Annotated in this window: 19 protein-coding genes; 12 read left to right on the top strand and 7 right to left on the bottom strand. The window is 40.1% G+C overall.

The window, feature by feature from the left end; all coding sequences use genetic code 11:
* The first annotated feature begins 672 nt into the window (after positions 1-672).
* The 4 genes from hppD to H5200_RS10845 all read left to right on the top strand — a co-directional run bounded on the left by hppD (position 673) and on the right by H5200_RS10845 (position 4,967).
* Positions 673-1,719 (top strand): 4-hydroxyphenylpyruvate dioxygenase, encoded by a 1,047-nt coding sequence (gene hppD / locus H5200_RS10860; RefSeq protein WP_182739377.1) that lies wholly within the window; start codon positions 673-675, stop codon positions 1,717-1,719.
* A gap of 153 nt (positions 1,720-1,872) precedes the next feature.
* On the top strand, positions 1,873-3,186 hold the full coding sequence (gene fahA / locus H5200_RS10855; protein ID WP_145237348.1) for a fumarylacetoacetase: 1,314 nt from the start codon (positions 1,873-1,875) through the stop codon (positions 3,184-3,186).
* A 142-nt stretch (positions 3,187-3,328) separates the two neighbouring features.
* The gene (locus H5200_RS10850) at positions 3,329-4,486 is read left to right on the top strand and encodes a M23 family metallopeptidase (RefSeq protein WP_149980831.1); all 1,158 of its coding nucleotides are present in this window, start codon (positions 3,329-3,331) and stop codon (positions 4,484-4,486) included.
* Positions 4,476-4,967, top strand: coding sequence for a polymer-forming cytoskeletal protein (locus H5200_RS10845; RefSeq protein ID WP_145237352.1), 492 nt, complete (start codon positions 4,476-4,478; stop codon positions 4,965-4,967). Before H5200_RS10850 ends, H5200_RS10845 begins: the two co-directional genes overlap by 11 nt.
* A 16-nt stretch (positions 4,968-4,983) precedes the next feature.
* Here the strand turns inward: H5200_RS10845 and H5200_RS10840 are convergent, their stop codons facing one another.
* Positions 4,984-5,457, bottom strand: a complete 474-nt coding sequence (locus H5200_RS10840) for a hotdog fold domain-containing protein (protein ID WP_145237355.1) — start codon at positions 5,455-5,457, stop codon at positions 4,984-4,986.
* A 164-nt stretch (positions 5,458-5,621) separates the two neighbouring features.
* On the opposite strand from H5200_RS10840, the gene H5200_RS10835 reads away from it, so the two are divergent.
* Genes H5200_RS10835 through H5200_RS10825 form a run of 3 tightly spaced genes read left to right on the top strand, consistent with a single transcriptional unit; the run spans position 5,622 to position 7,937 of the window.
* The gene (locus H5200_RS10835) at positions 5,622-6,815 is read left to right on the top strand and encodes a multidrug effflux MFS transporter (protein WP_149980832.1); all 1,194 of its coding nucleotides are present in this window, start codon (positions 5,622-5,624) and stop codon (positions 6,813-6,815) included.
* A gap of 5 nt (positions 6,816-6,820) precedes the next feature.
* Complete coding sequence (locus tag H5200_RS10830; RefSeq protein WP_149980833.1) at positions 6,821-7,456, top strand: LysE family translocator; 636 nt, start codon at positions 6,821-6,823, stop codon at positions 7,454-7,456.
* Between the two features lie 16 nt (positions 7,457-7,472).
* On the top strand, positions 7,473-7,937 hold the full coding sequence (locus tag H5200_RS10825) for a methylglyoxal synthase (RefSeq protein ID WP_145237363.1): 465 nt from the start codon (positions 7,473-7,475) through the stop codon (positions 7,935-7,937).
* 7 nt (positions 7,938-7,944) lie between these two features.
* Here the strand turns inward: H5200_RS10825 and yegD are convergent, their stop codons facing one another.
* The 5 genes from yegD to H5200_RS10800 all read right to left on the bottom strand — a co-directional run bounded on the left by yegD (position 7,945) and on the right by H5200_RS10800 (position 13,675).
* Positions 7,945-9,312, bottom strand: a complete 1,368-nt coding sequence (gene yegD, locus H5200_RS10820; RefSeq protein ID WP_182761487.1) for a molecular chaperone — start codon at positions 9,310-9,312, stop codon at positions 7,945-7,947.
* Between the two features lie 64 nt (positions 9,313-9,376).
* Positions 9,377-10,225, bottom strand: coding sequence for a DNA ligase (locus tag H5200_RS10815; protein ID WP_182759854.1), 849 nt, complete (start codon positions 10,223-10,225; stop codon positions 9,377-9,379).
* Between the two features lie 34 nt (positions 10,226-10,259).
* A complete protein-coding gene (locus H5200_RS10810) occupies positions 10,260-10,916 on the bottom strand; it encodes an HAD family phosphatase (RefSeq protein WP_149980836.1) in 657 nt (218 codons plus the stop codon).
* A 61-nt stretch (positions 10,917-10,977) separates the two neighbouring features.
* Positions 10,978-11,277, bottom strand: coding sequence for a hypothetical protein (locus tag H5200_RS10805; protein ID WP_145237374.1), 300 nt, complete (start codon positions 11,275-11,277; stop codon positions 10,978-10,980).
* 115 nt (positions 11,278-11,392) lie between these two features.
* Positions 11,393-13,675, bottom strand: coding sequence for a TonB-dependent receptor (locus H5200_RS10800; RefSeq protein ID WP_182761486.1), 2,283 nt, complete (start codon positions 13,673-13,675; stop codon positions 11,393-11,395).
* 497 nt (positions 13,676-14,172) lie between these two features.
* Between H5200_RS10800 and H5200_RS10795 the strand changes: the two genes are divergently transcribed.
* Entirely contained in the window at positions 14,173-14,721 is a 549-nt protein-coding gene (locus H5200_RS10795; protein WP_182717055.1) for an HdeD family acid-resistance protein, read from the top strand.
* A gap of 77 nt (positions 14,722-14,798) precedes the next feature.
* On the opposite strand, the gene H5200_RS10790 is transcribed toward H5200_RS10795, so the two are convergent.
* Positions 14,799-15,671, bottom strand: a complete 873-nt coding sequence (locus tag H5200_RS10790) for a mechanosensitive ion channel family protein (protein ID WP_182731076.1) — start codon at positions 15,669-15,671, stop codon at positions 14,799-14,801.
* Positions 15,672-15,851: 180 nt separating this feature from the next.
* Between H5200_RS10790 and H5200_RS10785 the strand changes: the two genes are divergently transcribed.
* From H5200_RS10785 to H5200_RS10770, 4 genes are all read left to right on the top strand, one after another.
* Positions 15,852-16,061, top strand: coding sequence for a hypothetical protein (locus H5200_RS10785; RefSeq protein ID WP_145237750.1), 210 nt, complete (start codon positions 15,852-15,854; stop codon positions 16,059-16,061).
* 252 nt (positions 16,062-16,313) lie between these two features.
* Positions 16,314-18,446 (top strand): M3 family metallopeptidase, encoded by a 2,133-nt coding sequence (locus tag H5200_RS10780; protein ID WP_182717053.1) that lies wholly within the window; start codon positions 16,314-16,316, stop codon positions 18,444-18,446.
* 144 nt (positions 18,447-18,590) lie between these two features.
* Positions 18,591-20,018 (top strand): amidohydrolase family protein, encoded by a 1,428-nt coding sequence (locus H5200_RS10775; protein ID WP_182761485.1) that lies wholly within the window; start codon positions 18,591-18,593, stop codon positions 20,016-20,018.
* 91 nt (positions 20,019-20,109) lie between these two features.
* Positions 20,110-20,955 carry a carboxylate/amino acid/amine transporter gene (locus H5200_RS10770; RefSeq protein ID WP_182761484.1) on the top strand — a complete coding sequence of 282 codons (846 nt, stop codon included), beginning with the start codon at positions 20,110-20,112 and terminating at the stop codon, positions 20,953-20,955.
* The last annotated feature ends 39 nt before the right edge of the window (positions 20,956-20,994 follow it).

The following is a 20,994-nucleotide window of genomic DNA, read 5'->3' as shown; positions in this document are numbered from 1 at the left end:
ATGAAGAAATAGTCGAACAGGTTTCGCAAGCGTGGAATAAATTCATTTCTGTTCCTGATACGGTTAAAAGCATATGCTCTAGAGACTGGATAAAATTGACTTAATCTTTATGCCGATTGGTATAATTCCTGCCAACCAAACGTCGATTTAAGTTACGATATTAATAAGGCTGACTTCAAAGCGCGTAACAAAAGATTATAAATTACTTTTCAACAGCTTCATTAAACACATCTGATAGGCCACCACGCACGTTCAACGAAACGCTGTAGCACTGCTAGCAAAATGCCCCAGCCATTACTAGTGACCTTAGCTTAGCGCAGAAGAGTTAGTTTTTTAACAAATACGGCTCTAGCGTAAACAATTTATTACACCACGTATATTTAATAAGGGGTGAATAGTTCCTTTATTTGATTATTTACCCCCTTAAATAAGAATAAATTAATTCTATTTATCAATAAGTTAACGGAAGTTTAAGTTACTTAATACAAGACCTTTCAATACAAATCTCAAAACCAAGCATTAATGCTTATGCATTTTAAAATGATCGTCCCATTTAATTTACAAAGAGCCGTTTGCCTAAATAGCTATCGGCTCTTCCCCTGCTGCCAATTATGGTTAATTATCTGCGCATCAGACACAACAAGACGCAGTGTTTATTGCGGGAGAATTATAATGAGTGAAGTAACTAACCCTTTAGGTTTGGTAGGTATCGAGTTTACTGAATACGCTACACCTGATGCAGATTATATGGATAAAGTATTTACCGATTTTGGTTTTTCAAAGCTCAAAACATTTAAAGGTAAAGACATTGTTTATTACAACCAAAACGATATTCACTTTTTACTAAATAATGAACGTGATGGTTTCTCTGCAGAATTTGCAAAAAGTCATGGTCCTGCAATTTGTTCTATGGGTTGGCGTGTAGAGAATGCTCAACAGGCATTTGACACCGCAGTAGCACGTGGTGCAAAACCAGCGACTGATTCAACTCATAAAGACCTACCATACCCGGCAATTTACGGTATTGGTGACAGCTTAATTTATTTTATTGAGCAATTTGGTGATAAAGGTTCAATCTATGAGCAAGACTTTGAAGACTTAAGCGAACAAAACATTGTTGATGATAAAGGCTTTATCCGCATCGACCATTTAACTAATAACGTTTATAAAGGCACTATGGAAACATGGGCTAACTTTTATAAAAACGTATTTGGTTTTACTGAAGTTCGTTACTTTGATATCAAAGGCCAAAAAACAGCCTTGATCTCTTATGCACTTAAATCACCGTGCGGCACCTTCTCGATTCCAATCAATGAAGGTAAAGGCAACGATAACAACCAAATCGATGAATACCTTGGTGAATACAATGGCCCAGGCGTGCAGCATTTAGCATTCTTAACAGATGACCTAGTAAGCTCACTAGATAAGCTTGATAAATCAACCATTGCCACGCTTGATATTATTCCTGAGTACTACGATACAATTTTCGATCGTGTACCTTGGGTTGCAGAAGATAAAGAAAAGATCCGTGAACATCAGATCTTAGTCGATAGCCAAAGTGAAAATTGCTACTTGTTGCAAATTTTCTCGAAAAACTTATTTGGCCCAATCTTTATCGAGATGATCCAACGTGTTGATGACGGCGGTTTTGGTGAAGGTAACTTCCAAGCACTGTTTGAATCAATCGAGCGCGACCAAGAGCGCCGCGGCGTTTTATAAGCACCGTATTGTAAATTTAAAAAGCAGCGTACTTCGCTGCTTTTTGTCGTTTCATCAATATTATAAATGACAATCTGAATTTCACTGTTTAAATCGCGCTATTCATCACCATATCCACTGTAAAGCGCGACTGACTAAACCAAAGGAAATGTAATGAGTTTAATTAACGAAACCCATGATATAAATTTAACTAGCTGGGTTGCCTCAGCGAACGTTGCAAATTGTGACTTCCCAATTCAAAACCTACCATTTGCAGAAGTACGTCGTAAGAACTCTGACGAAGCTTTTCGTGGTGCCGTTGCCATTGGCGACCAAGTTATCGACCTTGCCAAAGTAAACGAGTTAGCTATTTTCTCAGGCGATGCACAAACAGCCATAGCAGCAGCAAGCCAAGCTACATTAAATGAATTTATGGGTCTTGGTCAGCAATATTGGTCAGCGCTACGTTTAGCATTATCTAAAGCATTACGCGAAGGCGCCGCTGAACAAGCTAAGTTAAGCGACGCATTAATTGCCCAGGCGGACATTGAGTTTGCATTGCCCTGTCGTATTGGCGATTACACTGACTTTTACACATCTATCTATCATGCAACAGCTGTCGGTAGCTTATTCCGTCCTGACAACCCGTTACTGCCTAACTATAAATGGGTACCCATTGGTTACCATGGCCGTTCTTCATCAATTGATGTGTCAGGTCAAACCTTTCATCGCCCAAATGGTCAAACTAAGGCGCCAGACGCTGAAGTACCATCGCTTGGTCCGTGTAAACGTTTAGATTATGAGTTAGAGCTAGGCATTTATTTAGGTAAAGGTAATGAATTAGGTGATGCCATTGCTATCGAAAACGCTGAAAACCATGTATTTGGTTTTTGTGTATTCAATGACTGGTCAGCACGTGATTTACAGGCATGGGAATACCAACCATTAGGTCCATTCCTTGCGAAAAACTTTGCTTCAACTGTATCACCATGGATTGTAACCACCGAAGCATTAGCACCTTACAAAACATCGTGGACTCGTGATGAAAATGACCCTCAGCCACTAGATTATTTAGAATCAAGCCAAAACCGTGAGCTTGGCGCCTTTGATATAAAAATGGACGTGCAAATTGAGACCGCTAAAATGCGTGAACAAGGTGCTGCACCTTCATTAGTATCTAAATCAAGTTTCAAACATTCATACTGGACAGTGGCACAAATGGTGACTCATCACACAGTAAATGGTTGTAACTTTATGCCAGGTGATATGCTGGGTTCAGGTACGCAATCAGGTCCAACTCATGAAGAAGCCGGTTCATTACTTGAACTGTCTCGTGGTGGTAAAGAAAAAATCACCCTTAATAATGGTGAGCAGCGCAGCTTTTTAGAAGATGGCGACAACGTTATTATGCGTGGTTGGTGTGAAAAAGCCGGTTTTGCTCGTATCGGTTTTGGCTGCGTAGAAGGAACGGTTCTTCCTGCTAAGTAACTAAGTTGTAAACATTTATTAAATGTATTTATTATAAGGAGGCGACCAACGCCTCCTTTTTTAAGATTAATTACAATTTTTTACTGGCTTTTTCAGCTCAGATTGCTATCTTAATCCGGTTAATAGCCAGTGTTTATAAGCCATGTCAGCATTTATTAAGTCTTTTTATCACAAATTATTCCCAGCTAGACAGCTGTTGATCCGCCAAAATGGTGAGGTTAAACATGTGATATTAGCACCTTGGTTACAAATATCAGCTGTAGCGATTATTTTAATTGCTTTAGTATGGTTGGCTGTTTCGACCCTGCGAATATACTCTCAAACCAACAAGATTTCCGACATCGAACAAAGCCAATTATCAAAACAACAACAGTGGCAGCAACAAAGTAAAGAACAACAAGCACAATACGATAAACAGTTAGCCCAGCTTGCGGTGCTTGAGCAAAAGCATGCTTTACTGCAGAGTATGATCGATTCTTTACCTGAGTCGATGAGCAATCCCACACTGCCAGCAGCGCCGCCAGAAGGTGAACTCGGTGAGCAACAAGAAGAGTTCCACGAACCATTAGTTGATGAAAACCCTAACAACGCACACACTCTTTCACTCTCTGACTCTGTTAATATCGAGCAACGTTTTGCACTACTCGATAGCCAATATCAACACAGCTTTTTACAAATAGAGCAACAAATAGAACGCCGCCAGCACGATATTTTAGCGATGCTCAAAGGTGCAGGACTTGATACCGCCTTGGCGCGTCGTCTAGATGGTGATATGACAGAAACCGCGCAAGGTGGTCCGCTGGATTTATTTGATGAATCAAAGATCCCAGCTGAATTTTTAGTCATCGCAGATAAACTATTGGCGTTGAATAAGCTTGAAAATTTACTCAGTGAGTTACCGCAAACTCTGCCTGCAGCAAATTACTATATTTCGAGTAGTTTTGGCCTGCGTAAAGATCCAGTGAATAACCGTCATGCTTATCATAAAGGTGTTGATTTAGCAGGTTGGCATAAAACCGAAATATTCGCCCCCGCTGATGGCACTGTATTACGCGCAGGACGCAACGGTGGTTATGGTAATTTTATCGAACTGCAACATAAAAACGGCTTTGTAACTCGGTTTGGTCACTTAAATAAAATCAACGTTAAAAAAGGCCAAACGGTAACCAAAAATGATGTTATCGGATTAATGGGCAGCACTGGCAGAAGTACTGGCACTCACCTACACTATGAAGTATTACTTAACGACAAACATGTCAATCCAGTCAAAATAACAAAGGCGCTTTCTCGTGTTCGGTAAAAAAAAATCAACAGTAAGTAGTTCTGCAAATTCTCAACTAAAAAGAACTAGCCACACTCCTTCTATCATTTCTGAAGATGTTCGCTTAACGGGCAGCTTAGTGAGTCAAGGTGAAGTACAGCTTGATGGTCGCATAGATGGTGATGTTCGTGTTAACCATTTAGTTATTGGTAATACCGGTTGTGTTGAAGGCTCAGTGGTTGCTGAAAGCGTGATTGTAAAAGGTAAAGTAATCGGCTCGCTCAACGCCAGCAAAGTAGTTATTGAACGTTCAGCGCAAGTGCACGGGGATGTTTATCAAGATACTTTAAGTATTGATGCTGGTGCAATTATTGAAGGTAACTTAAAACAACGCCATGAAGCTGAAACGGTTGAATTAATTACCAATAACGCAGAATCAAAGCCGGAGCTTACATCTGCGCTCAGTGAAGGTGATAATGACTTGTCGTTTTTCAACAAACAAGCCGCAGAGAAAAAATAATCGCTTTATTTTTCTTTTACTTTTTCTTAGTAACGTACATCGTAATATCAGCAGTGAAGACCAATTCACTGCGAGTATTGTAAAGCTTCACTGGCACCACTAAATCCTCTTTATCTAGCCATTGTCTTGGCATTGCAATTTCTGCCACAGCTGTGACATCAGTATCAACCTTCGCTAAGTACTGCACCGTCATTCCTTTAGGGATCCAGCGATGAGTTTTATACGGCACGGTAGCATCAACCATCACACCGGCACATAACTCAGCTAAATTACATTGCGCAATAGCATGGATAGTCCCAATATGATTGTGCACACTCCGTCGGTTTTTAACCATTGCGCTGCAATGTCCGTCACGTAAATCTAAAACAGTGGGTTTCATGGAGCCAAAATAAGGGGCTTTAAAACACACGACTTTAGTAAATAACCAATTGCCAAATGGTAGACGCTTAAAACTATGCCATGCTGTTAAAACTGCAGATTTATTACTCATTATTATTTTCCATTGAATGTCGCTATTTCAAAATTAGCACATCAGACCAGTTAGCAAAAGTGCATTTATACTTATAATCTTACTAGCTATATTCATATAGATGGGTCATATGCCCTTTCTTTTTTATCTTTGCAGACCTAAAATACGCGGCAAAAGGAGCACTCATGCCAACAACCGATCGCCGCAATCATCTTAGTGTTATTTTAATTCTCGCTCTTCTGGTTATATTCTGCCCATTAGCGATTGATATTTACTTACCCGCATTTCCTGATATAGCGCAAGCATTGGCTATTGATGAGCAGCAAGTGCAACTTACCGTCGCTATTTTTATGCTGACGGTTGGCTTAGGTCAGCTTATAGCAGGTCCTTTAGCCGACAAGTTTGGCCGCCGTCCAGTCGCACTATTTGGCATCACACTGTATGGATTTGCTGGGATGTTGGCTTTTTTAGCGCCTAATTTTAGCATTCTGATGCTTGCGCGTGCACTACAAGGTTTTGGGGCTTGTGCCACTTTTGTGGTTGCATTTGCGATTGTTCGTGATACCTACGGCAGTGCTAAAAGCGGCCAAATGATCACTTACCTAAATGGTATTGTGTGTTTTATTCCCGCGTTAGCGCCTATTTTAGGCGCTTGGCTGACTGTGCAATTTGGCTGGCGGATAAACTTTTTATTTTTGGCGGGGTTTGCTTGTGTTGGACTAATGATCACTGCCATATATTTTAAAGAAACACGCCCTGCGGATAGCCACTATGAGGGCCACATACTCGATTTACGTCGTTTTATACCAATCATTAGCACGCCTATTTTTCTTTTTAATAGCCTAATTTGTATGGTGGCAATGTCGGCTATTTTAGCTTTTGTAACATTAGCACCTGGATGGATCATGACCGAGTTAGGTGGATCGGTCAGCGATTTTACTTTTTGGTTTACTCTCAATGCCATTGTTAGCATTGTAGCTAGCTTTATTGCACCATTGTATATCAAACGCCATAGTCAAAAAGCGTTACGCATAGGTATGAGTTTATTAATTTTCTCTGGTGTACTGATTTTAATTCTCGGCCAGTTTAAAAGTGCCTTTGCTTTTATGCTACCAGTGTTGATTGCTGCGCTAGGCTTTGCACTTAGCTTAGGCTCAGCGGCTGGAATGGCATTGTCACATTTTGCTAAACAAGCAGGTACTGCATCTGCGTTAATCGGTTTAATGCAAATGAGCGGCGCTGGAGCATTGGTTATGCTCACCCAAGTGCTCCCTTTCAATGCGCCCGAGTTTATTGCTTTTCACTTATTATTATTGCTGCCACTGTGGGTTATACTGCTCAGTAATAAAGCACATGCTTATCACCCTAAAAACACATAAAAACAATGATCAATTTTGAATTTTTACTGTCATTTTTAGCCGCCAGTTTTTTAATCGCTGTTGCACCAGGTCCTTCCAATGCTTTTTTAATGGCGCAAACTTTTGCCAATGGCCGCGTAGCAGGCTTACAAAGCGCATTTGGTTTTGCTTTAGGCGGAGTGGCGCATACTTTATTTGCCGTTGTCGGTCTTACGGCTATCCTTAAAGCCTCAGAAGTGGCTTATACCAGCGTACAATACGCTGGTGCTGCCTACTTATGTTATTTAGGTGTAATGATGTTTAAAAGCACATTTATCCAGTCAGAGTGCAGTAGCGAAGATAAACCCCATGTAAGCACCAAGAAAAAAACTAATGTTATGTTTCAGGCTATGATGACTGAAGTGCTCAACCCTAAAGTAGCGTTATTTTTTATTGCGTTTATTCCGCAGTTTGTTGATCCAACCCTGTCATCATCAACTACATTTCAATTAGCTTTCTTTGGCTTACTGTATCCACTTTTTGCGTTTCCGATTGACTGCACGTATATTTACTTTGGCGATAAAATTGCAGGCTACTTTCGAGAGCACCCGCAAAGCCAAATTTGGATTGATCGTATAACAGGTGTAGTATTTGTAGTTCTTGCGGTTAATCTACTCATCTAAAAAAAAAAGAGTCAACATGGAACAAAAACAGCAAACCCTTCCAGCGCAAAAAAATATTGCTTTAGTTGCACACGATGGTAAAAAAGCAGCCTTGCTAGCCTGGTGTAATAAACATCGCGATAACCTCAGTAAGCACACATTGTATGGCACAGGCACCACAGGTCATTTAATTGAGCGAAATACTGGACTTGAAGTTATCAAACTACTTAGTGGCCCTATGGGGGGCGATCAGCAGTTAGGCGCTAAAATTGCGGAGCATGAAATTCATGTGTTGATTTTCTTTTGGGACCCCCTTGCATCTCAACCTCATGATCCGGATGTTAAAGCATTATTACGCTTAGCTGCGGTATGGAATATTCCAGTGGCGTGTAATGAAGTCAGCGCAGATATGATTTTAAGCTCGCCTTTGATGCATAACGAGCTTGAACGGTCATTGCCAGATTACGAGAAATACCTCGCAACCCGACAAGTCATTCTATAAGCACCCTTTAACGATAAAGCATACTTGCCCATTTAGTGAGTCCGGCGGTTACACTACCAAAGTGATCGCCGTTTACCATTTTAATATCACCTAAGTGCTCAACTAATGCAGCTTTTATTAGTGGCGATTGCGCGCTGCCACCGGTAAGGTAAATCACATCAGGAACGGTCCCTGCATCTTTAATCGCTTGTTTTGCTAAACTTACTATTTGCATAATCGAATCATCAACCGCCACAGCTAAATCAGCTCGTGATAGCACTTTATGTAATTGCGGTGCTAAAAACCCTAATTCACAGTCATACTCAGTCACTGACGAAAGCGCAATTTTTGCCGCCTCCCCTTGCTGTACCAGCTGATGACCTTGCTTATTTTGCTGCAAATCGATCAGTCGTTGAAATAACTCAGGTGCTTGTACTTCACGTAACTGCGTAAGTAATTCTCGATGATGGCTTTGACTATAAAACTGGCTTTGTAAGTTCACATCGTTAATTTTACATGCTTGCCAAAATGCTTGATTAGGCAGTGGTAAACCTGATTTAAACTGACTGCCTAAACCAAGCAATGGCATTAATGCGTGATAGCTTAAAGCAATGTCTAAATCATTACCGCCAACACGTTTACCTGTATGCGCTAAAAAGTCATGATCACGGTCACTACTATCACGAAAGCTAGGTCCCATTTGCACAAATGAGCAGTCACTGGTACCACCACCAATATCAATAACCAATACTTTTTGATCGTGATTTAAGTCACTTTCATAATCAATTCCCGCTGCGAGTGGTTCATATAAAAAAGCCACATCTTTAAAGCCAGCTCGTTTTGCTGCACGCTCTAAAATACCAATTGCTTGTTGGTTTGATTGCTCTCCACCCACGGCTTGGAAATTTACCGGGCGGCCAATAACCGTTTGTGTTAACTCTTTTTGTAGTGATGTTTCAGCACGCTGTTTGATTTTTAAAATCATTGCGGTGGCAATATCTTCAAAGAAGTTGATTTGCCCTTGCTTTAAGCCTATTGCGCCAAAAAACGATTTAGGGGATTTAACAAAATAGCCTTCTTCAGGAAATTGCACATATTCGTTAATTGCTTCACGGCCAATAAAAAGACTTTCATCACCGGGGGCTAGATCTAAGTCAGACTTGATCCGCACCATACTATTGAGCAGGGCTTGGCGCTGGGTTTTAAAATCAGTTTCATAATTTGTACCTGTTAGATGCTGAGCAACAAAATCGACAACTAAAGCACTATGATGTGTGTATAAGGTTGAAGGGAGGTAAAACTTACCTTGCTCTAGGGGCACCAGCTCAACAGTATTTTGAGCATTCATTACACCCATTGCGCAATTAGAACTACCATAATCAAAACCAACTACCATTACTTCACCACAACTAACATCAAAAGGCCGCGCAATTTAGCATACTTACGGCTTTTTTTAAATGTTAATCAGGATCGCGTTGACGTAAAAAACTGGCAAACCGTGGTAAACCGTTTTTAGTAAAACCATGGTATCGGTATGTCACCGTCGCTCCTATTGCGGGTGGATTTTGGCGCTGTGCGTTACTAAAGCCAGTACCAATTGAAAACTCTTTTCCTTGTGGTGTAACTACTTTTAACGCCCCTAGCATGCCAGTAAATTTGCCTTTTCCTGGAAGATGAGCAATGACGACCGCTTCACTATCAAAATAAGGTTTTAACTTTAACAGCGCATCAGAACGGCCACTTTTATGCATTGCCGAGGCTAAATGCAGCATTACACCTTCACCACCTTGCTGAGTTACTTTATCAAAGTACGCAGATAATGCCTGCTCTGTAGTAAATTGATACTGCTGTACTGCTTGGATGTGAGGCTTATTTAATGTTTTTACTAAACGTAGATAATTTTCATAGCGTACTGCAAAGGGATTATGTTGATCTGGCATGTCAAATATCTGATAGGTGACTTTTTGCCAGTCACTATCCAACGGCTGTAAAGTGCGCACAATACCACTGAGGTCTGCAAAATCACCGCGCTTGGTCCACAACTCACCGTCTAACCTCAAATTAGGTAAATCAGCAATAAACCAGCCTGGCGCATGAATGGCATTGCCATTACGGGTTATCAACTGTGTTCCCGTCCAAATCGCACGGACCCCATCAAACTTCTCACTAACGAGATAGTTTTCAATGGCAAGCGCTTGGTCTTGTTGGTAAACCTTGGCAAGTTGGGCATCTGCGGTGATCTGTGTATCAGTTGCTAAGCAAGTAAAAGTACTGATCAGCAACCATAATACTGTTAGTCCTTTAAGCATATCGGTCTCCTTGTTTATCACCAAGCAGACTAAACTATAGCTTAGTTTGTACCCATTGCCATAGCTGCTGTAAATTATCCATGCGAGAAACAGCTAAACTTAAATCGTGGCCTAGGGTGTGTTTATTCGGTATTGCAACCACAGGTACGTTTGCATTAGTTGCTGCTGTAACGCCGGTGTGTGTATCTTCAACAGCAATTGCTTGCTCTGCAGAAATCCCTAATGTTGTCAGTGCAAGTAAATAAGGGTCTCCCGCAGGTTTTGGATTTTGCACGTCGTCTTTAGTCACTACGCAGTCAAACCATTCATAAAAGCCATAGCCTTTTAAGATAGGTAACGCCTCATGGCGTGAACTACCCGTCACTAATGCCATCTTAAGATCGCTTTGCTTCACTGCCTCTAATACCTCTTCGGCAAAAGGCATTAAAGGAGGTAAATTAGTAGTAACAAATTGCTCGAATGCATCATATTTAGCCTGCGCTAACCACTGCGGTGAAACCGATAAGTTATATTGCTCAACCACTTCAATTGCCGCATCTAAGGTCGGTCGACCTGAAAAACGTTGGCAAAAATCATCTTCTTCATAGCGCACGCCAAACGGTGCTAAAACATCATTCCAACAGTTAAAGTGGACACTTTCTGAATCAACTAAAGTGCCATCCATATCAAATAATACTGCTTTTAATGTCATCCTCATTCCTTTATTTTTCAGCAACAAAAAAGGCGCTCATAGCACCTTTTTGGTTTAATACTTATGCTGTTAAACCTGCTGGAGGCTCTGCAAATGCTTCTTCACCCGTTTCAACATCTACCAACTCGTAGCCACGTTCTTTTCTAACAACTTTTAGTACAGGTTTTTCAAATGCTGTTTTTAAACGCTCTGCGTCATCTCGTAACGCATCTAAAGTGTTGCCAAAAGGCGCTGCGCCCGTTTCTGACCAATTCGTTACTTTACCATTTAGGTTATATTCAACCTCATGTATTTGATATTGCGCCGCTTCATCTTTAGTTGCTTCACAAAAAATCACTCGGTAGTTCCAAAATCCAGCCATTGTTCTTCTCTTGTTAAATTTAATTGTCGCTACTTTAGCAGTTATAAATCAGGTTTTACAATACAAAAGCCCGCAACATGTGCGGGCTTTTAATATTAGCAATTATAAAGTCTACTTAGAAAAAGTTAACTTTAAATTCAGCGCCAATAAAGCGAGGCTCATTAACAATTGCAGAGTTATTGCTAAAATCTACACCACCGATGAATACTTGCTCATTGGTTATATTACGTGCAAATGCCGCAACTTCGTATTCGTAGTTATTATCAAACCACTTATAACCCGCGCGTAAGCCACCTTCTAATAATGCTTCACCAGTAAACTCCACTGATTCATATAAAAAGAAATCAATTTCACTACGGTATGACCAATCTGTAAACGCATAAAACTCACCATCGCCAAGCTCTTTAGTATAGCGTAGAGTAAAGTTAGCAATCCACTCCGGCGCATGTGGCAGGCTATTACCGTCTAAACTATAACCTTGGTTTGTTAGCGGATCAGTAATCGTACAAGCAAAACAGCCTTGCGAATATAAATCATCATCTTGCAGCTCAGTATTGTTATAACTGAAGTTAAAAGTTGCATCAAATTCATCAGTCAATACCCATTGAGTATCAACTTCAAAACCGTAGCCAACAGTTTTATCAGCATTCAACAAACGAGCTGAATTTCCCGAGTCACCACCAACAGCTGTTAACTGTTGGTCATCCATTTGATAATAGAAAACAGTAGCATTGACACGTCCACGACCGTCAAGCACGTCTGATTTAATACCCGTTTCAATTGAGTTAATTGTTTCAGAATCAGCAACCGTTACATCATCACTAAATAAGATACGACCTTGAACGCTCGGTGCACGAAAACCATTTGCAGCACGAACGAATAAGTTTATATCATCAGAATATTTATACGCAGCAGCTAAATCCCATGATACATGGCTATCTTCTGGTGCAACTGACTTAGTTAAATTAGCAACTGCCGACTCTGGAGATGCGTAACGTGACGCTGTAAAGTCACGTTTATCATCTGAGTAACGTAAACCAGCAGTGATTTCTAACTTCTCAGTTAATTGATATTCACTCGATGCAAATACAGCCCATGCTGTTGTGTCTTGATCTTGGCGAACATAGCCAGTTAAGAAGTTTGCACCTAACCCATCGTAACCGTAAGTCTCAATCACTTGCTCTTCATTATAATAAAAAGCACCAACTTGGTAATTAAAGTCACCAGCAAAATCACTTGCTAAACGTAGTTCTTGTGTATATTGATTGTGATCTGGAAGGGCATCAGCGGTTTCAGACGCTAAGAAAATAAAACCAGGTCCCATTTCTGGTGTTGGGCAACCAGGAACAAAAGTATTCCCACAACCAAAACCACCATCTACATCAGCACGAGAGAAAATTTCTGCACTTTCCCAGCCACTGATCGATGTCAACGTGTAATCAGCAAAACTGTACTCTAGCTTTAAGCTAGCACCTTGGCTATTTACATTCTGTGTAGCAAATTGCACAGTATCTTGATATATCACTTCAGGATCAAAGCCCGGGCGCGGGTTATTTGTGCCTGTTTCAATTGCATTTGCATGAAATACAATTGGCTTACCATTTAAGTCACGAGTGTGGTAATTCAATAATGCACTGAAATCATCTTTCTCATATAAGAATTGGATACGCGCGGCAGTTTCTTGATAACCTCCTGTTACGTCATCAATCTCATTGCCTGCTAAGCGATTATCAATATAATCATCGCGCTCTTGACGTAATAGAGAAACACGTGCTGATAAGTTATCAGTTAAGCCACCACTTACAGCCCCTTCGAAGTCAATTGAATTGAACGAACCATATGATAAGGCTGCATAACCTTCAAAATCTTGACTTGGGCGAGCTGAATCAATTTTAACTAAACCAGCTGGGGTATTACGACCGAATAAGGTGCCTTGTGGTCCACGGAGAACTTCTACGCGGCCCGTGTCAAATATAGGAAAACCTTTTAAAATAGGGCTTTCTTGAACAATTTCATCAACCACTAGGGATACTGGTTGTGATGAATTCAAATCGAAATCTGAATTACCAAGACCACGAACATAAAAACGTGGGAATGAGCGACCAAATGAAGATTCTACAGTTAAGCTTGGAATTTTTGCATTTAAAAAACGAATATCCATGCCGGCAGAACTGGCAGCATCAAGGCTATCACCTTGTAAAGCAGAAGCAGCGACAGGTACTTCCTGTGCGTTTTCTACACGTTTACGTGCAGTGATTTGAATAACTTCTAATTGTTTGCTTTTTGCAACTGGAGCTTGTTCATCAGCTGCAAGAGTAGAAAATGAAGTACCTGCTACGGCAGAGAACAACGTTGCATTGATTAGGGTTGCTAACGTAGATCTTTTCATTGCTTTCATGTCGGGGTTTAACCTTTTTAGTGCACTCTTATTCAACGGTTGATGTGTTGCGCCAAATTCACTCGGCGGGCTCGGCCAATTTTTCGCGCCTTAAGTTAAGCTGCGCGGACCTCTTTGTCGAGAGTGCAAAACGAAGTAAAGAGGCTGAACGAACGCTGAAGATTATAGCATTGTGTGACACTTTTGCTGCATTAATATGTACAATAATATAAACTTTTTACAACAAATAACGGCACGATAAGCGAACTTGAGAGATTTTATGCAATTATATTTGTTTTATGCGGACATTTGTCCTGTCAATAAGAGCGCTGTAAATGTATTGAGCATCACAAGTGGGAGCCGCTAAGTGACTATAATGATCATTGAGTAAACCTAGCATAGCCAAATTTAATTCTGCTATACAATGCTTCTGCAAAGTTAATCGATATATTTTATTGATAAATCATACCTTATGCTAATGTATATAAACACGACAGAGCTAATCATTAAGGATTAAGATGGATCTAACCACCACACTTTCAAAAAACTGGTCAGTACTGTTAGTACGCGGCCTCATTGCAATTATTTTTGGCGTTATTACTTGGTTTGCACCCAATGCATCTCTGAGTATTATGTTGTTATTTTTTGCGGGCTATTTTTTATTTGATGGCATGCTAAGAACATGGGTTGCTTGGAACTCTAAGCAACACAATCCCTATTGGCGCTGGTTATTGGCCGGTGGGGTGTTATCAATCATCGCAGGACTAGTTACCCTATTTGCACCAAACGTTACCGCGATACTATTACTTTATTATGTCGCTGCGTGGGCCATAGCGATTGGCGCTGTTGAAATTTTAATTGCGCTTAAATTAAGAGCGGAGATATCTAATGAGTGGATATTAATTATTACTGGGGCAATATCAGTATTATTTGGTTTATATTTAATCTTTAATCCTAGCGCAGGGATCCATACTTTACTTTGGTTAGTCGCCACTTACGCCGTACTATTTGGTGCTTTAATTGTATTATTTTCATTAAAGCTAAGAAAGATGGCACAACAGCAATAACTCATCAATAAAAACGAAGTAATTTGCTACTCGTTGCAGCAAATTACTTCTGCAAGACGATACCGGTGCCGCTGGATTTATTTCTTTGCTCGTCCCCGCCTTAATGCAATTTCACCATCAATATGTATATCGCGTTGTGGGAAAGAAATAACGACATTATGCTCAGCAAATATTTTATATACGCTAAAACGAATATCACTGCGAACTTGGCGCAACATGGTTTCTGATTCTGCACAAACCCAAAAAATAGCATTGAACACTAAAGAGCTTTCAGCAAAATCATCAAATAACACTGAAGATGCCGGCGTCGGGAGTATTGCAGGATGTTCGCTCAACACTTGTTTGATCAGTTTTTCAACTAACAATACATCTGATCCATATGCCACACCAACACTGACAGACGAACGAGCATTGCGGTCAATCAAGGTCCAATTCGTCACTGTGTTTTCGAGTAGTTGACTGTTTGGTATAAGCATGTGCACACCATCGTTGCGACGAATGCGCGTGGAGCGAGTATTAATCGTTTCAACCACCCCTTTGGCGTTGCCCACTTCTAAGAAATCTCCAATACGAATTGGCCGCTCCCACATTAAAATCCAGCCACTAATAAAGTTATTAATGATATTTTGTGCCCCGAATCCTACACCAATAGCTATAGCGCCAGAAACAAAGGCAAATGCTGTTAACGGAATATTTAACACTTCAAGGGAGGTAAATATTAAAATTGCGATACTTAACACTAAATAAATACGGGTAAATAAATGCACCGCATCAGGGTTCATTTTACGTGCGAGAAGAGTTTTTCGTATTAATCGACCAATCCATGTAACCACAAACCACATGGCAAAGAGTATCAAAGGCACTTGAATAACTTTAGCTACAGTAATTTCGATATTGTTATAACTAAAAATTACATACGATAAATAATGAGAGATTGACTCTAACGTCATACTTTTTCCAAAATTAATAAAACAAATAGCTATTCAGGGTTAAGTAAGTTTAGCACGCCATAATGGCATTTACGGAGAAGTTAAAGTTCAATATGTTTTTTATGAACAAATCATTAACATTTTCTTACAGGTAATGCTATATAAGTACTGTAAGCTTAAATAAAGCACGAGGAACGAATGATGTCACAACTGACCTTAAATCAAAAATTAGCCACGCTACAACCTTTAGTTGATTTGCAACTGTTTGAATCAAGTATTGAATACCGCAATAAAATTTTGTCTGTGCTTGCAGAGCAAGAACATACTCTTAATTGCATTAACAAAGAGTTTGGTCACCAGCAACCGGCAAGTTTTGGTAGCGAAAAAAAGTTTGTTTTAGGTTACAACTAATTTTGCTACTTCGCGCATGCAATATAAACCAAAATTCTCAATTAAGTACCAACCTGTAGTAGCTTTAATACGTCCTACTGTTTAAGGCTACTATTTCTCGATTTGCACTATTTTTACCTAAAAACACGCTTTTTGCGCTCAATCCCCACCTTAAACCGATAAACTTAGTTGTATATACATGAAAATTTGCTAAGTTATGGGTGTTTTATGTCTCGCCTGTTTTTCAAGGCTCACCTATTTTATGGAGTTCTCATGCGTAAGACCCTTATAGCAACTACAATTGCTAGTGCATTATTATTATCTGCTTGTAGTTCGCAAAACGATGCAGATACAAAAGAGCAAACGACTCAAGTACAAACAGCCAATGTAGACAACGTATTAATGAAACCAAGTCCATTACAATATATGGCACCAGAATTTGATAAATTTGGTACCAGTGATTATGAACCGGCATTTGATGCAGGTATTGCGCAGCAAAAAGCGCAAATCACGGCTATCGCTAACAACCCAGCTCCAGCTACATTTAAAAACACCTTAGTTGAATTAGAACTATCTGGCGAATTGCTTGATCGCGTTTCAACCGCTTTCTATAACTTATCTGGTTTGATCTCTAATGATGAGTATCAACGTATTGCAGCAAAAATGGCCCCAGTGTTATCTGCGCATTCTGATGACATTTATCTTAACAAAGCATTATTTTCACGTGTTGAAACCATTAATGGCAATAAAGCGAAGTTAAATGCCGAAGATCAGCGTTTAGTTGAGTTTTACTACACTAAGTTTGTTAACGCTGGTGCAAAATTAGATGAAGCACAAAAAGCCAAAATGCGTGAAATCAACGCAGAGCTTGCTAAGTTATCAACAGCCTTCTCGCAAAACGTATTAAAATCGTTTAAAGAGGACGTTGTATTAGTAACCGATAAAAGCGAACTTGCTGGCCTTTCTGACGCTGAAATAGCAAGCCTTGCCGCTGCCGCTAAAAAAGCAGGTAAAGAAGGCTACATGATCACGTTGGTGAACACCACGCAACAGCCGATTCTCAGCAGCCTAGAAAACCGTAAGTTACGTGAACGTATTTTTAAAGCATCAACGACTCGTGCGCAAAATACCAATGGCCCTATCATTATCAAAGAAACCAATTTGCGCGCTCAAAAAGCAGCACTACTTGGCTATAAAGATTGGGCTTCATATGTAATGACCACACGTATGGCTAAAACCACTGAAAACGTTTATGGCATATTAGATGACTTGGCACCAAAAGCCGTAAATAAAGCAAAAGCTGAAGCTGCTGAAATTCAAAAAGTAATTGATGCATCAGGCGAAACGTTTGCTGTACAACCATGGGACTGGGCATTCTATTCTGAAAAAGTGCGCCAAGCTAAGTACGACCTAGATCCTGCTTTAGTTAAGCCATACTTTGAAATGCAATCAGTGATCCATAACGGTTTATTCTTTGCGATGGAAAAACTGTACGGCATTACTTTCAAAGAGCGTAAAGATTTACCACTTTATCACGAAGATGTAATGGCGTTTGAAGTGTTCAACGCCGATGGTAGTTCTATTGGTTTATTCTACATGGACCCTTATGCTCGTGAGGGTAAACGTGGTGGTGCTTGGATGAGTGCATATGTTAGCCAAAGTGGCTTAAAAGGCACAAAACCTGTAATTTATAACGCGCAAAACATTCCTAAACCTGCAGATGGTCAGCCAACACTGATGACTTTTGACGAAGTTACGACTATGTTCCATGAATTTGGTCATGCGGCACACGGTTTGTTCTCAGACGTAAAATACCCAAGCCTTGCAGGCACTGCAACAGCTCGTGACTTTGTTGAATTCCCGTCACAAGCGAACGAAGATTGGAACATCGAACCAACTGTACTTGCTAACTACGCGAAGCATTACAAAACGGGTGAACCAATTCCTAAAGAATTACTCGACAAAGTACTTGAGTCACAAAACTTCAACCAAGGTTTTGGTACCACTGAGTATTTAGCTGCAGCATTACTTGATATGGAATGGCATTCATTTGGTGTTGATAAGAAAATAACTGATGTACAAAAATTTGAGCATGACGCGTTAGAGAAACACGGCATTGCTTACTACCCAGTACCACCGCGTTATAAGTCTTGCTACTTTAGCCACACCTTTGCTGGTGGCTATTCAGCAGGTTACTATGCGTACCTTTGGACTGAAGTATTTGCAGCTGATGCCTTTGCGCATATGACAAAGCAAGGCGGCTTAACTCGTGACAACGGTGATAGCTTCCGCAAAGAGATTTTATCAAAAGGTAACAGCCGCGACTTAATGCAAAGCTATATTGAGTTCCGTGGTCAAAAGCCAACTACCGACGCCCTACTTAAGCGCCGTGGTTTAGTTAAGTAAACCAAACTAATTATAATGGGAGTCCGTAATGGGCTCTCATTTTTTATCGCCATTATTCATCCTAACTTTGTTACCTTCTAACTCAAATCAACACCTTACAGAAGATATATATGCTAATCTAAATAAAAAATTTAGAGTTACACAATGCAAAATATACTTTTATTTTCAACTTGCTTACTACTGACTGCATGTGCCACAGAGCCAACTGAGCACGCCGATAAAGTGATCGCTAATGCGACGATCATCGACGTAACAACCGGACAACTCAGCGTTGAACAATCCCTTGCTATTCGCGATGGTGTGATCATAAAGCGCGCTAACAACTCACTAAAAAATAACTATATTACTGATAATTACATTGATGCTAATGAGCAATTTTTAATGCCAGGCCTTTGGGATATGCATGTCCATTTTGGCGGCGGTGAAGCGCTTATAGCCGAAAACAAAGCCCTGTTACCACTTTACCTCGCGTATGGCATTACTACAGTACGTGATGCTGCTGCTGATTTAAGTGAGTCAGTTTTAAGCTGGCGAGAGCAAATTAATAATAACCAATTAGTTGGCCCGACCATTTATACATCAGGGCCCAAACTCGAAGGTAAAGACTCTATTTGGCCTGGCGACTTAGAAGTTGAAACTGTCGAGGAAATGAATGCTGCTATTGATACGCTTGATGCTATGAATGTGGATTTTGTGAAAATCACCGATAGTGCATTAACACCTGAACTTTATTTAAAAGCAGTTAAAGAAGTGAAAAAACGTGGCTACCAAATATCTGGTCATATTCCGTTTTCGCTATCAGTTACAGATGTATCAAATGCAGGGTTAGATGCCATTGAGCATATGACCTATTTGTTAAAAGCCGCAGCAATTAATGAACCTGAAATATCAGCAAAAGTGGCTTCAGGTGAACTGAGTTACCGCAGTGCTTTGCCAATTATTACAGCAAATATTGATAACCAAACAGCTTTAAATAAATACGCCGTGTTAGCTCAAAATAACACGGCCGTAGTACCTACTTTAATTGGTGGTCAAATCACCGCTTATATTGATGAAGATAACCATCAAGATGATGAGTTTTTAAATTATTTAGGTAAAGGTCTTAAAGCCACTTACCAATGGCGTGTAGACAGAGCCAATAAAGATACCCAAGATCAAATCAAACAACGTAAAGAACGCTTTGTTAAAACAGCTCAATTACTACCTTTAGCACAACAGGCTGGCGTATCAATTATTGCTGGGACCGACGCTGGATTTTTAAATTCGTATATTTACCCAGGTTTATCTCTTCATCAAGAGCTGGCTATTTTTAGTGATTATGGCTTAACGCCATTACAAACATTGCAATCAGCAACACTTGCTGGACCACAGTTTTTAGGTAAAACGGCGCAGTTTGGAGAACTTACAGAAGGCAAAACCGCCGATATCATTTTCTTAACTGATAACCCATTAATTGATGTACGTAACACGCAAAAGCTCACTGGGGTTATTTCTCATAGTAGTTATTACAATCAAGCAGCACTTGAACAGCTAAAAGTAGATGCCAAGCAATTCGTTAGTTCACAACAGTAAATTAATCACCGGGCTCAGGTTACTTCACTGAGCCACTCCCTTTAATACTCTTTGTAGTATACACTCGCGCTTTTAGTTTGGAGTAAGCACTATGGGCTACTTATTTGCCGTCACTCTATTATGGGCGTTTTCATTTAGTTTAATTGGCGTATATTTAGCAGGTCATGTTGATGCTTGGTTTAGTGTATTAATTCGCGTAGCCCTAGCCACACTGCTATTTTTACCGTTTTTAAAACGAACACCTCCCCAACTTGCTTGCAAACTCATGCTGATAGGCGCAGTACAACTCGGTATTATGTATAGCTTTTATTACCACTCATTTTTGTTCTTAAGTGTGCCTGAAGTACTGCTATTTACCGTAATGACCCCGCTTTACATCACGTTATTAAACGATGCGTGCAACAAGTATTTTAACCCACAGTTTTTTATAGTCGCTTTTATTGCCGTGCTGGGTGCAATTACTATTCGCTATGAAAACTTAGACAGTAACTTCTTAGTCGGATTATTACTGGTACAAGGCGCTAATATTAGTTTCGCTTTAGGACAAGTAACCTACAAACGCTTAATGCTGGGTAAGCAGCTTGATGATAAAACTGTATTTGGCTGGTTTTTTATTGGCGCACTGATTGTTGCAAGTAGCTGTTATGTCTTATTTGGTAACTCAAACAAATTACCAAGCACCTCAACACAATGGGGCATATTGATTTATTTAGGAGTTGTGGCATCTGGTGTTGGCTATTTTATGTGGAATAAAGGCGCCACACTTGTCAATGTGGGCGCACTGGCGGTGATGAACAACTTGCTTATTCCTGCAGGCATTGTTGTTAATGTACTTATTTGGAATAGAGACGCGGACATACTCAGATTAAGTATTGGCGCGGGGGTTATGCTATTTGCCTTAGTGGTAAACCAAATAATGGCTAAAAGAGTAAATTAATTACTCTGTAGTTAAACTGTCACTAAGAATTAGTAAGGT

Origin of the sequence: Pseudoalteromonas sp. SG43-7 (assembly GCF_014164295.1) — a bacterium.
Lineage (GTDB): Bacteria > Pseudomonadota > Gammaproteobacteria > Enterobacterales > Alteromonadaceae > Pseudoalteromonas > Pseudoalteromonas rhizosphaerae.
The sequence above is the reverse complement of the archived record's forward strand: the minus strand, read 5'-3'. Positions and strand labels throughout refer to the sequence as shown.

Bases quoted from the DNA above. Each gene is read 5' to 3' on its own strand.
- H5200_RS10810 (WP_149980836.1), bottom strand. From the start codon at position 10,916: ATGACATTAAAAGCAGTATTATTTGATATGGATGGCACTTTAGTTGAT.
- H5200_RS10800 (WP_182761486.1), bottom strand. From the start codon at position 13,675: ATGAAAGCAATGAAAAGATCTACGTTAGCAACCCTAATCAATGCAACG.
- H5200_RS10850 (WP_149980831.1), top strand. From the start codon at position 3,329: ATGTCAGCATTTATTAAGTCTTTTTATCACAAATTATTCCCAGCTAGA.
- fahA (WP_145237348.1), top strand. From the start codon at position 1,873: ATGAGTTTAATTAACGAAACCCATGATATAAATTTAACTAGCTGGGTT.
- H5200_RS10775 (WP_182761485.1), top strand. From the start codon at position 18,591: ATGCAAAATATACTTTTATTTTCAACTTGCTTACTACTGACTGCATGT.
- H5200_RS10835 (WP_149980832.1), top strand. From the start codon at position 5,622: ATGCCAACAACCGATCGCCGCAATCATCTTAGTGTTATTTTAATTCTC.
- H5200_RS10805 (WP_145237374.1), bottom strand. From the start codon at position 11,277: ATGGCTGGATTTTGGAACTACCGAGTGATTTTTTGTGAAGCAACTAAA.
- H5200_RS10795 (WP_182717055.1), top strand. From the start codon at position 14,173: ATGGATCTAACCACCACACTTTCAAAAAACTGGTCAGTACTGTTAGTA.
- H5200_RS10815 (WP_182759854.1), bottom strand. From the start codon at position 10,225: ATGCTTAAAGGACTAACAGTATTATGGTTGCTGATCAGTACTTTTACT.
- H5200_RS10770 (WP_182761484.1), top strand. From the start codon at position 20,110: ATGGGCTACTTATTTGCCGTCACTCTATTATGGGCGTTTTCATTTAGT.
- H5200_RS10840 (WP_145237355.1), bottom strand. From the start codon at position 5,457: ATGAGTAATAAATCTGCAGTTTTAACAGCATGGCATAGTTTTAAGCGT.
- H5200_RS10785 (WP_145237750.1), top strand. From the start codon at position 15,852: ATGTCACAACTGACCTTAAATCAAAAATTAGCCACGCTACAACCTTTA.
- H5200_RS10790 (WP_182731076.1), bottom strand. From the start codon at position 15,671: ATGACGTTAGAGTCAATCTCTCATTATTTATCGTATGTAATTTTTAGT.
- hppD (WP_182739377.1), top strand. From the start codon at position 673: ATGAGTGAAGTAACTAACCCTTTAGGTTTGGTAGGTATCGAGTTTACT.
- H5200_RS10825 (WP_145237363.1), top strand. From the start codon at position 7,473: ATGGAACAAAAACAGCAAACCCTTCCAGCGCAAAAAAATATTGCTTTA.
- H5200_RS10780 (WP_182717053.1), top strand. From the start codon at position 16,314: ATGCGTAAGACCCTTATAGCAACTACAATTGCTAGTGCATTATTATTA.
- H5200_RS10830 (WP_149980833.1), top strand. From the start codon at position 6,821: ATGATCAATTTTGAATTTTTACTGTCATTTTTAGCCGCCAGTTTTTTA.
- yegD (WP_182761487.1), bottom strand. From the start codon at position 9,312: ATGGTAGTTGGTTTTGATTATGGTAGTTCTAATTGCGCAATGGGTGTA.